The organism is Larkinella sp. VNQ87 (genome assembly GCF_049445795.1).
GTDB lineage: Bacteria > Bacteroidota > Bacteroidia > Cytophagales > Spirosomataceae > Larkinella.
Genome location: NZ_JBMSDT010000011.1, coordinates 117,266 through 128,584, shown reverse-complemented (window position 1 = coordinate 128,584; position 11,319 = coordinate 117,266). Strand labels below are relative to the sequence as shown.

Below are 11,319 nucleotides of genomic sequence, written 5' to 3'. Positions count from 1 at the left end.
TGTACTCTAACAGCGCACGCAGGCTTTGAGTGGCCGTCGGTTCTCTGGTTAGTTTTGCCAGAAACCGCCAAAAAGACCCACTGCCCTCTGCCCTATGCCCAATACAAGCAAGTTATGCCAGTAGCGAAACAAGCCAACCTTGAGGCCGCAAAAAAGATTTTTACGGCGTATCTAGAAAGCAAAGCGCTCCGGAAAACCCCGGAACGGTTCGCGATTCTGGAAGAAATTTACAACCGCGAGGATCATTTCGATGTGGATGAACTCTACATCTCGATGAAAAATAAAAAATACCAGGTCAGCCGGGCAACGGTTTATAACACGCTCGACGTGCTGGTCGATTGTGATCTGGTCACCAAGCACCAGTTTGGCAAAAACCTGGCGCAGTACGAAAAGTCGTATGGCTACAAGCAGCACGACCACATCATCTGCACGGATTGCCATCACGTGATGGAATTCTGCGATCCGAGGGTGCAGAACATTCAGTCGCTGGTGGGCGAGATGCTGAAATTCAACGTCATGCACCATTCGCTGATTTTTTACGGAAGCTGCCAACGCGACCCGTGCGAAAACCGGCAGAAAAGCGAAGCCGAAAAATCGCTCCAGGCGCACGGCGGTCAACCGCTGGTTTCGTAAACCGCCAGATGCTACTTAGCTGCCATGAATGCATACGCTGAATTTACAGATTTGATTGCCGCCGGTATTACCCCGGAGCAGATTCTGGCCTTCAAGGCATCGGACGAAATGCGAAGCCGGTTTTATGACTTGCTCGCCAAAGAAAAAGCGGGCTTGGCAACAGAAGACGATACAAAAGAATTAAATCATTTCATGGAATTAGAGCATATCATTCGCATGGCAAAAGCAAAGGCAAAAAAGCGTGTCCAGGGATGATTATCTTTCGGCTGGAATTCGCAGACAGGTTGCTGCACGAGCCAATTATCTTTGCGAATATTGTTTATTGCCTGATGATATTTCATTCATCGGCCATGAAATAGATCACATTATTAGCTTAAAACATGGCGGAACAAATGCCGAAACGAATTTAGCATACACTTGCCCGACCTGTAATCGCTTTAAAGGAGCGGATATCGCTTCTATTGATTGGGAAACCGGTCAATTAGTTCGGTTTTTCAATCCCAGAACTGATTTATGGTCGGAGCATTTTCGATTTAACGGGGCATGGATTGAACCGTTAACGGTTATCGGGGCCGTCACCGCCCGAATACTACGCTTCAACGACAAAGACCGATTGAATGAACGCAGTCTTTTTCTTTAACACTTTATTATGGTAGATGTATTGCTCGGCCTGCAATGGGGCGACGAAGGTAAGGGGAAAATCGTGGATGTACTGGCCCCACAGTATGAAGTAGTTGCCCGGTTTCAGGGCGGACCGAACGCTGGTCATACGCTCGAATTCGACGGCTATAAGCACGTGCTGCACCAGATTCCGTCGGGGATTTTCCGGGCGGATATTAAAAACATCATCGGCAACGGCGTGGTGCTCGACCCGATTGTGTTCCGGAAAGAAATTGAAGGTCTGGCTAAGTACAACCTGAACCTGAGCCGGAACCTTTTTATCTCTAAAAAAGCCTCCATCATCCTTCCGACCCACCGCCTGCTGGATGCTGCTTACGAACAGGCCAAAGGCGACTCAAAAATCGGCTCGACCCTGCGCGGTATTGGCCCGACGTACCAGGACAAAGTAGCCCGCCAGGGTTTGCGCGTCGGCGATGTGCTTTCGCCGAACTTCCGCGCCAAATACACCAAACTGGTGGACGCGCACAAAATCACGCTGGACCACCACGGTTTTGATTACCAGTCGGTATTGCCCCAGGCCGAAGCCGATTTCTTCGAAGCCGTCGAGTTCATGAAACAGTTCCAACTGGTGGAGAGCGAATACGAAGTCAACCGGTCGCTGCAAAACGGACAGAAAGTACTGGCCGAAGGTGCGCAAGGTTCCCTGCTCGACATCGATTTTGGGTCGTACCCCTTCGTGACGAGTTCGAACACCATGACGGCCGGTGCCTGCACGGGTCTGGGCATCGCGCCCCGGCAGATTGGTGAGGTCTACGGTATTTTCAAAGCTTACTGTACCCGCGTGGGCAGCGGCCCCTTCCCGACCGAACTGCTCGATGAAACCGGCGAACGGATGCGGGCCGAGGGCCGCGAGTTTGGCGCTACCACGGGTCGTCCGCGTCGGTGTGGCTGGCTCGACCTACCCGCCCTGAAATACGCCATCATGATCAACGGCGTGTCGCAACTGATTATGATGAAAGTTGATGTGCTGAACATTTTCGACACCATCCGGGTCTGCACACACTACCAACTGCCCGACGGAACGGTTTCGGAACAACTGCCGTATGACCTCTGCGATACGGCCGTGAAGCCGATTTACAAAGATTTCAAAGGCTGGCAAACCGCCTTGACCGATTTCCATACATACGAGGAAGTACCGGCCGAACTGGCCGCTTACATCGACTTCCTGGAAGCAGAATTGGGTCTGCCGATCAGCTTTATCTCGACCGGACCGGACCGCCAGGCAATCATCCACCGCGAAGCAGTTGTCTAAAGCCAGCGGGATTACAATACAAATTTTATAGACCTGCACGGCTTTCGTCTCCGGCAGGTCTTTTTTGCTATTTTTGACGCCGTAAACCCAGTTATCGCTTTACCTGAATGAACCGATCACCACATTTCGACCGTCGGGGTTTTCTGAAAAAAAGTACGCTGGCCACCCTCACCGGCCTGCTGGGCACCCGGATTGCCTTCGCCGACCGGATGCCCGCCGGATATCTGCCGCTCGTTCTGGAGCCCAATCCGATGCTGAATAAGCATAAGGACATGACGGTTTTGAACGACAAGCCCTGGAATGTTGAAGCCCCCGCTCACCTGCTGGACGATCCGGTGACTCCCGCCGATAAGATGTTCATCCGCAACAACGGTTTGATTCCGGAAAGCATCGACGTGGCAAACTGGAAACTGACGATCAACGGGGAATCGGTGAAAGCGCCCAAAACTTATTCGCTCAGCGAGTTAAAGAAAAAATTCAAAACCCATACCTACCAGCTCGTGCTCGAATGTGCCGGGAACGGCCGGTCGGGTTACGCTCCCCAAACCGCCGGAAACCAGTGGACCGACGGGGCCGTAAGCTGTGCCGAGTGGACGGGCGTGCGGCTGAAAGATATTCTGGCCGATGTCGGGCTGAAAGACGATGCCGTGTACATTGGCTATTACGGCAAAGACCTGCACGTGAGCCAGGACCCGACCAAACCGGTCATCTCGCGGGGTGTTCCGATCAAAAAAGCGCTGGAAGACGAAACGCTGGTAGCCTGGGCCATGAACGGGCAGGACATCCCGCTCGCGCACGGCCATCCGCTGCGGCTGGTGGTGGGCGGCTGGCCCGCTTCCACGTCCGGCAAATGGCTCCATACAATTGCCGTACGAAACAAAGTCCACGACGGGGCCAAGATGACCGGCAAAAGCTACAAAGTGCCCATCAACCCGGTTCCGCCGGGCGTCGATCCGCCGGAAGATCAGTTCAAAATCATCGAGTCGATGCCGGTAAAATCGCTGATCACCTTTCCCAAAACCGGTGCGACGGTAAACCTGGGGCAAGTGATTCCGTTACGTGGCCACGCCTGGGCGGGCGACCGGGCCGTGAAGGCCATGCAGGTTTCCTACGATTTCGGTGCGACCTGGCAAACCTGTAAACTTCAGCCCCCCAAAAACCGCCTGGCCTGGCAACACTGGACGCTGGACCTGAAACTTCCGCAAAAAGGCTATTACGAACTCTGGGCGCGGGCTGTCGACGACGCGGGTGTGTCGCAACCGATGGTCATGCCGCAATGGAACCCCGAAGGCTACTGCAACAACGCCTGCCACCGGATCGCGGTGAAGGTGGCGTAAAAAGAATGATGAATTATGAGTTATGAATGATGAATTACTGCGGTGGCTCATTCATAACTCATAATTCATCATTCATAATTTTGTTACCGTGTAAACATCCCGACCCGGCGGGAATCCAGTTTGAGGAAGATAAACAGCAAAATCGAAAACGACCAGAGTGACGAACCACCATAACTAAAGAACGGCAGCGGAATGCCGATGACGGGCATCAGACCGATGGTCATGCCGATATTGATCATGAGGTGAAAGAAAATGATGCCGGCCAGCGAGTAACCGTATACCCGCGCAAACCGCGTTCGCTGTTTTTCGGCCAATAAAACAATCCGGCACAGCAGTGATACGAACAGCATGATCACGAGCGCACTTCCGATAAAACCGTGCTCCTCGCCGATGGTACAGAAAATAAAGTCGGTACTCTGCTCGGGTACGAAGTCAAACTTCGTTTGCGTGCCTTCCAAAAATCCTTTACCCTGCAACCGACCGGAGCCAATGGCAATTTTGGCCTGCGTCACGTTCCAGCCGGCGCCCAGCGGATCGGCGGCCGGGTTAATGAGCACCTTGATGCGGTTTTGCTGGTGCTTCTGCAAGACGCTGTTCACGAAAAAATCCACCCCGGCCACGACCGCAATCATCGTAAAGGCCGTAATGCCAATCATCAGCATGTTCTGGAAAGAGCGCTGGTAACGGGGTGTCAGAAAAACCGCCAGCACCGCCAGCGCCAAAATGACCCCAAAAAGAATCAGCTTGGGTACGATCAATGTCAGGATAAACAACGTAATGACCACCACGGCAATCAGCGGATAGATGCCCGGCAAGCCTTCCCGATACAGCATGATGATGAACGACGCAAAGACCAGCATGGAGCCGGTTTCGTTCGAGGCAATGATCAAGACGGCGGGCAATGCAATAATCCCGGCACACCAGAGCTGGTCTTTCAGCTTGGTCAGGTTGACGTTTGGGTAGTCGATGTACCGCGCCAGGGCCAGGGCTGTTGCCAGCTTGGCAAATTCGGCGGGCTGGATCGAAAAAGCGCCAAGCTTAAACCAGGACCGCGATCCGTTGATGTTCGATCCGGCCACCAGAACCAGCAGCAGCGACAGAATGGTCAGGCCGTAAATGACAAAGGCAAACGTATCCCAAAACCGGTAATTGATTACCAGAATGGCAATAATCAGCAAAACCGTCGTACCGATCCACATCAACTGTTTTCCGGCATTGGTCGACAAGTCGAACAGGCTCGTTTGAGTTTCTGGACTGTACACGGCCGCATACACGTTCAGCCAGCCCATAAACACACAGGCGATGTAGAGCATCAGCGTTACCCAATCGATGTTTTGCGTAATTTGTGGTTCGCGGGAAACCAAGGGAATGATGAATGATTAACGATGAATGATGAGTTAATTGCCGTTGGCCGAAACGGGCCGGGATGCCAGTGCGTTTGCATCCACCGCAGCAGAAGCCTCTTCTCTGGGCGCAACCGCCTTGACAATCAGTGGTTTCGTAGCGCTATCTTTCGGGGGTTCGAACTTCTTCGGAGTGGGCTGTTTCTTCGGGATGATCACGCCCGGCAGGTAGTTGGCTTCTTTGACCTTTTTGTCCAGCGCGACATTCACCACTTTTCGTTTGATGTATTTTTCAATGACCAGCGAAGCGACCGAAGCGGCCGCAATACCGCCCCATCCGGCATTTTCAACAAAAACCGCGATGGCAATTTTAGGGTTCTCGCGCGGAGCAAAGGCGACGAAAATGGAATGATCTTTGCCTTTTTTGTTCTGAGACGTACCGGTTTTGCCGCAGATGGCAATATCGCGAATGACAGCCGCCGAGGTTACGGTGCCGTGTTCGACGGCGCCCTGCATGCCTTCGGCAACAAACTCAAAATACTGGGGGTCAATCCCTACCTCGTGTTTTTCAAGGTATTTTGGATCAATTCCCTGGCCCGGCTTGCCAATGCCACCGACCAGGTGCGGGGTATAATACCAGCCCCGGTTGGCAATGATTGCGGCTACATTGGCCATTTTGAGCGGGTTGATCAACAACTCACCTTCGCCGATGCTGAGGGAGTAAATCGTTGAAAACTTCCAGCGTTTTTCCCCGTAGATTTTATCGTAGTACTCCGCATCGGGCAGACTTCCCTTCAGTTCGCTGGGCAGGTCGATCCCCAGCTTCTGTCCGATGCCGAATTTCGCTACCATGTCGTGCCAATGGTGCAGCCCCATCGCCGATGCCTTGAAAGTGTTCCGCTCCGAATTATTGTAAAGTAACCGCCGGAAGACGTGGTAGAAATACGGGTTACAGGAATATTGAACGGCCCCCGACAGGTTCAGGCGTCCCGAACGGTTGCAGTGGCATTTCATCGGCACCCCCGCGTGGCTAAAAATTGAACTCGGCATGACTGCACCGTCCTGCAAGGCCACCAGGCTTTGAATCAGTTTGAATGTCGATCCGGGCCGGTAACTCGCCGAAACCGGTCGATTGATCAGCGGCTTGTACGGATTTTTGGCCAGTTGGGCGTAGCTTTTAGAGAAAAACCGGCTCGACAGAATGTTCGGGTCGTAGGTTGGGGCCGACACCATCGCCAGAATCTGGCCAGTCGACGGTTCGATGGCCACGACGCTCCCCACCTTGTTCTGCATCAGCGTGTCGGCATATTGTTGAATTTCAACATCGATGCCGGTGTACAGGTTTTTTCCGGCAATGGCCAGCGAATCGAACGCGCCGTTTTTCCAGGAGCCTTTCGGAACCCCGTGCACGTTCTGCATGATGAACTTGATGCCACGCTGGCCGCGCAACACCGACTCATAATACTGTTCCAGACCGCTGCGGCCGATGTAATCACCCTGCCGGTAATAGGGGGTTTCCTGTTCGTCAAGTTGTTTTTTACTCACCTCGCCTACGTAACCCAGCGCGTTCGCCAGTGTGTGAGCCGGATAAGTACGCATGGAACTGGTGACGTGCTCGAAGCCTTTGTAATCGACCAGCGCATCCTGAATCCGGGCAAAATCTTCCTTCGACAACTGACGCAGAAACAGCGACGGCTTCCGGGGCGAGTAGGCCTTGGCGTTCTCCATGATGCTGTCGAACTCGCTGCGTTCCAGGTTCATCAACCGGCAAAAGGCCGCTGTATCAGGGATGTAGACTTTCTTGGGCGTCACGTAAAGGTCATAAACCGGGGTGTTGTAGACCAGCAATTTCCCGTTCCGGTCGTAAATCTGCCCCCGGTACGGAATTTCAATGACACGCTTGATGGAGTTGCTCGATGACTCGAGGGAGTAACTATCGTCCAGAATTTGCAGATAAAATAACCGGGACAGGTAAACCAGCCCAACCAGACAGAAAACGCCGATAACAATGTATTTTCTGTTCTCAATCATATCCCATTAACGCCGAAACTCTTCCTACACTTTTCCTACCAATTCAGTTACAAATATAACGAGAAGAATCCAGAGTGCTGAGGAATGAAGAGAGAGTTCAACGAAAAAGAATCCTATCATTCAGCCACCCCAGAAACTGACCGCCCAAGCCCTGAGGGCTTTCCATTGATAACCCCGGATGCAATCCGGGGCTTGCTGGCCCGGCCCCATAGCCCGGAACAGCGGATAACCTGATACAACTCCTACCTCATCAGATCCAGGAGCCAGAGGCTACTGGATCTGGCCACATGCCCCGGATTGCATCCGGGGTTATCAGGATGTATAGCCCTGCGGGCTACCAGGGTACCAGCTTTTTCAGAAGCCTTTGGCGAGGGTTTTGACGCGGATCAGGTACATGTCGGCGGTGATGTAGAGCGTGGAACCGTCGTCGCCAAAACCGCAGTTGGCGGTCGCCACGCCGGTCCGGATGCGTCCGAGCAGTTTACCGGGACCATTAGGCTGGTCGGGGGCCAGGATCAAAATCCCGCCCGGTCCGCTCGACCAGACATTCCCGGTTTTGTCCACTTTCAGCCCATCGGGCAAACCCGGCCATTTCTGTTTGACTCCTTCGGTGGCATCATAGAAAAGCCGCCCCTTCCCCACCGTTCCGTCGGCCTGTACCGGATACGCCATGATGTACGGTTTTTCAGGGTCGGATTGGGCAATATACAGCGTCTTTTCATCGGGCGAAAAGGCAATGCCGTTGGGCCTTGTTAGGTCGTCGATAAGCAGCGTTACCTTACCGTCGGGCGTCACCCGGTAGACACCGTGGATATTCAGTTCGCGGGTTTTCGTGTCTTTTTCGCGTTCTGGCAGCCCGTACGGTGGGTCCGTAAAGTAAACGCTGCCGCTGGAATGGGGCGCGACGTCGTTGGGGCTGTTAAACCGTTTGCCGCCATATTGATCGGCCAGCGTAATTTTTCCACCGGCTCCGGCCACCAGCGAGAGCGCCGACACCCGCCGGTCACCGTGCTCCGCCGAAATCAGGCGGCCTTTTCCGTCCACGGCCAGCCCGTTGCTACCCGGTTCGCCACTATACGGCGCAACACCCGTGTAGCCCGACGGTTTCAGAAACGGTTTGCACCCTTCTTTCTCCGACCATTTGTACACGGTGTTTTGCGGGACATCCGAAAACAATAGGTAGCCTTCCGTGTTCCCCGCGCCTTTGACCCATACCGGCCCCTCCGACCAGTCGAAACCGCTCGCCAGCACTTCCAGTTTAGCGTCTTTGGGAAGTAAAGCATCCAGCCTGGGGTCCAGTCGTTCGATGGAACCGATGGTCGGATACGGTGTCTGGGCCAGCGCCAGGCAGCAACTTGTGGTAAGTAAAGCCAATAAAGCAGTTTTTTTCATAGAATATAAAGGTTTAGGAGTTTCGTACCCACGGACTTTAGTCCGTGTGAGTTAATACCAACTTCTGGACACACTAACTCACACGGACTAAAGTCCGTGGGTACAGACGGTTACTTCACCTCAAACGTTACCCGCCCCACGCCCGGCCGACCATCAGTCGCGGCTCCTTCGACCACAATCCGGATGGGACCACGGGCGTCGGACGTAAAAAAGCTGACTTGCGCTTTGCCATCGGCACCGGTCTGGATCATCGGTGCCCAGTGCAACGTCGGGCGGTAATCCGGACGGTTGTGCTCGGGCTTAGGCTCGTCGTAACGCGGGGCATAAAATTCGCGAACCACCCGATAACCCGGTACCTGTACCACCAGGGTTCCGGGCGATTTTTCCTGACTAAAATCATAGTTCGGCGAACCCCGTTTGGTATAGATGGCAATTACGCCCCCACCTGCCCGGCTGCCAAAAATGGCTGCATTCGCGCCTTTCAATACGTCGATGTAATCCACATCAAAAACTGGGATGGAAATAATGCTTTGCTTGTCGACCGGGATTCCGTCCAGGACAAAGAGCGGTTCGACGACGCCCGAAAAGTTCATAGCCCCGCGAATCTGCACCGTGGGATTCATGGCACTGCCCGTTACCGACACACCCGCAATCCGGCCCCGCAGCAAGTCCAGCACCGACATGGCCCCGCCCGTCATGGTCTGGTCAATTTTCAGTGTATTGCTGGCTTGCCCATAAATTTTACGCGAATCCGAGGGTGCTTCCCGTTTTTTCCGAACCGTCACTTCCTTCAGTAAAATCTCCCGGTTTTGGCGAATTTGGCGCTCAATATCCAGGTATTCTTTGGTCCTTTTCAAGTATTCGGCCAGTTCATCGCGCTGAAAAACAAAGGGGTTATACGGAATCTGGGTCAATTTCACGGTTGGGCTAAACCAATCATCCAGCTTGATTTCGACGTTGCGGTTGCTCTTGCCGGCCACCGCCTGAATCATCATTCGCGTGGAATCCAGCACGTCCAGTCCCTGCACCATAAATCGGCCGGTTTCGTCGGATTCGCCCACAAAAATATCCTGCGAACTGTCGGGTTGCATCACCATAAACGTCAGATTCACCTTGCCGGGTGTTTTCTGGTTCGGGCGGAGTACCTGCCCCGCCAGCGTCAGGCCTTGCTCAACGGGATACTTCACCGGCGTATACGTGTCCTGCAAGACATCTTTCCAGGCAAACCGACGCCAGCCCTGCGTCATCATCAGGATGTCCAGATGCGGCAGTCGCTCCTTATTGGCCGGGTCAAAATAATAACCAGGCTGCTCGATGGAGCCTTTCAGGTCTGAATTCAGCAGCAGGTACGAAACCAGGTCAGCCGCGTAGGGTTCCTTTTCAAGCACCTGCCCCGCATCGGTAGCCGCCAGCGATAGATTGGTTCGAACGGGTGCGCCCGCGGCATCCGTCACCGTCACGTCCACCTGCACTTTTTCACGGGGTCCAAACGCCGGTTTTGACGGTTTGAGTTGAATAGTCAGCCGGTCGTTTTTTTCCACAAAAACCAGTCGCTCGCAGACCGGCTGGTTCTTTTCATCGAACAACGTGATCTGGGAGATTCCTTCCGGGAACAACGCCCGGGGAATCTGCAAGACCACTGCTTTCTTGCTGACATCGCCCTGGGCCACCTGAATTTCTTTGCCCCGCGATTGAGCAATTAAGGTAAACCGCCCCTGTACGGAAGCCGGTTTGTTATTTTTGATGTAAATCCGGACATTGTCGCGGTTGGAAATGTTATCGACCAGCAGCACGTAGCCCTCCGGTTGCGCCTGGGGCAGCGGGTATTGATGCGTGGTTCCATCCACCAGCTTTACAAAAGCCGTATAGGTTTGACCCGGTTCCGGTTTCAGCGTAAAATAGCCCATGCCCAGGTGTTTTCCCGAAAAACCGACTACCGTATCGCCCACCGAACTCATGACAAAACCGCTGGTTTCCAAACCTTTCCCAGCCGGACTGACCGCCTTAAAGGCAATCCGGCCTTCCAGCCCGGTAATTAACTGACCTCCCTCCGGAAAAAACTGCACCTCGGGCCGAGTGCTGGTCGGCTGGTTTTGCAGCGGTTGCACGTTGGGCGTGTCGGTGCGCAGCAGCATCAGCGGTTTGGTGAAATAATAGTCTTCCGAAAAATTCCGCATCCAGCCCGTGTAGGCCCGCAGCAGATAAGTCCCGCTCGGCAGCGAATCGCCCAGGGCAATGTTCCCGACCGCGTAGCCATTTTCGGCCCGCAAAACCTGATGAACCACAACTTTCTGTTGATCGAGTTGCACCAGGTCCACGTAAAGCACTTTACTGACGGAGTCGGCCCGGTGCAAAGGACCATCAAAAAGGTAGCCTTTGAGCCAGATCGTTTCCCCGGCGGTGTAATAGGGCCGGTCGGTTTGGACGTATACTTTTTCCCGGGGATACGCCAGATTATACGCCTGTAGCCGTTCGAGCAGATACTTCGGAAAGTCGGGATCGGCAAAACCGAAGGCCAGCAAAACCGGCAGGGCCAGCAGCCAGCCAAAACGTGAAATGGAACCAGGATGTGGATGCATTGGGTAGTTTTTCAAAAAAGTATGGTAATTAAATAAATAGTCGCCTATAAATTAGCAAATTTATCATCTAA

The 11,319-nt window shown here is 53.7% G+C and carries 9 protein-coding genes; 5 read left to right on the top strand and 4 right to left on the bottom strand.

Annotation, left to right across the window (positions count from 1 at the left end):
* Positions 1-114 precede the first annotated feature (114 nt).
* From ACO2Q8_RS19805 to ACO2Q8_RS19785, 5 genes are all read left to right on the top strand, one after another.
* The gene (locus ACO2Q8_RS19805; RefSeq protein ID WP_423346581.1) at positions 115-633 is read left to right on the top strand and encodes a Fur family transcriptional regulator; all 519 of its coding nucleotides are present in this window, start codon (positions 115-117) and stop codon (positions 631-633) included.
* 24 nt (positions 634-657) lie between these two features.
* Complete coding sequence (locus tag ACO2Q8_RS19800) at positions 658-888, top strand: hypothetical protein (protein WP_423346580.1); 231 nt, start codon at positions 658-660, stop codon at positions 886-888.
* Positions 875-1,273, top strand: a complete 399-nt coding sequence (locus tag ACO2Q8_RS19795) for an HNH endonuclease (RefSeq protein ID WP_423346579.1) — start codon at positions 875-877, stop codon at positions 1,271-1,273. The genes ACO2Q8_RS19800 and ACO2Q8_RS19795 overlap by 14 nt, the downstream gene beginning before the upstream one ends.
* Positions 1,274-1,282: 9 nt before the next feature.
* Positions 1,283-2,566: an adenylosuccinate synthase gene (locus ACO2Q8_RS19790; RefSeq protein WP_423346578.1), complete on the top strand. Its 1,284-nt coding sequence runs from the start codon at positions 1,283-1,285 to the stop codon at positions 2,564-2,566.
* Between the two features lie 107 nt (positions 2,567-2,673).
* Positions 2,674-3,903 carry a sulfite oxidase gene (locus tag ACO2Q8_RS19785; RefSeq protein WP_423346577.1) on the top strand — a complete coding sequence of 410 codons (1,230 nt, stop codon included), beginning with the start codon at positions 2,674-2,676 and terminating at the stop codon, positions 3,901-3,903.
* Positions 3,904-3,986: 83 nt separating this feature from the next.
* On the opposite strand, the gene rodA is transcribed toward ACO2Q8_RS19785, so the two are convergent.
* From rodA to ACO2Q8_RS19765, 4 genes are all read right to left on the bottom strand, one after another.
* A complete protein-coding gene (gene rodA / locus ACO2Q8_RS19780; protein WP_423346576.1) occupies positions 3,987-5,267 on the bottom strand; it encodes a rod shape-determining protein RodA in 1,281 nt (426 codons plus the stop codon).
* Between the two features lie 33 nt (positions 5,268-5,300).
* The gene (gene mrdA / locus ACO2Q8_RS19775; protein ID WP_423346575.1) at positions 5,301-7,277 is read right to left on the bottom strand and encodes a penicillin-binding protein 2; all 1,977 of its coding nucleotides are present in this window, start codon (positions 7,275-7,277) and stop codon (positions 5,301-5,303) included.
* A 354-nt stretch (positions 7,278-7,631) separates the two neighbouring features.
* Complete coding sequence (locus tag ACO2Q8_RS19770) at positions 7,632-8,669, bottom strand: SMP-30/gluconolactonase/LRE family protein (RefSeq protein ID WP_423346574.1); 1,038 nt, start codon at positions 8,667-8,669, stop codon at positions 7,632-7,634.
* Between the two features lie 110 nt (positions 8,670-8,779).
* On the bottom strand, positions 8,780-11,248 hold the full coding sequence (locus tag ACO2Q8_RS19765) for a TonB-dependent receptor plug domain-containing protein (protein WP_423346573.1): 2,469 nt from the start codon (positions 11,246-11,248) through the stop codon (positions 8,780-8,782).
* Between the last annotated feature and the right edge of the window lie 71 nt (positions 11,249-11,319).

Coding starts and splice junctions, on each gene's coding strand:
- ACO2Q8_RS19805 (WP_423346581.1), top strand. CDS start 115: ATGCCAGTAGCGAAACAAGCCAACCTTGAGGCCGCAAAAAAGATTTTT.
- mrdA (WP_423346575.1), bottom strand. CDS start 7,277: ATGATTGAGAACAGAAAATACATTGTTATCGGCGTTTTCTGTCTGGTT.
- ACO2Q8_RS19765 (WP_423346573.1), bottom strand. CDS start 11,248: ATGCATCCACATCCTGGTTCCATTTCACGTTTTGGCTGGCTGCTGGCC.
- ACO2Q8_RS19785 (WP_423346577.1), top strand. CDS start 2,674: ATGAACCGATCACCACATTTCGACCGTCGGGGTTTTCTGAAAAAAAGT.
- ACO2Q8_RS19800 (WP_423346580.1), top strand. CDS start 658: ATGAATGCATACGCTGAATTTACAGATTTGATTGCCGCCGGTATTACC.
- ACO2Q8_RS19790 (WP_423346578.1), top strand. CDS start 1,283: ATGGTAGATGTATTGCTCGGCCTGCAATGGGGCGACGAAGGTAAGGGG.
- ACO2Q8_RS19770 (WP_423346574.1), bottom strand. CDS start 8,669: ATGAAAAAAACTGCTTTATTGGCTTTACTTACCACAAGTTGCTGCCTG.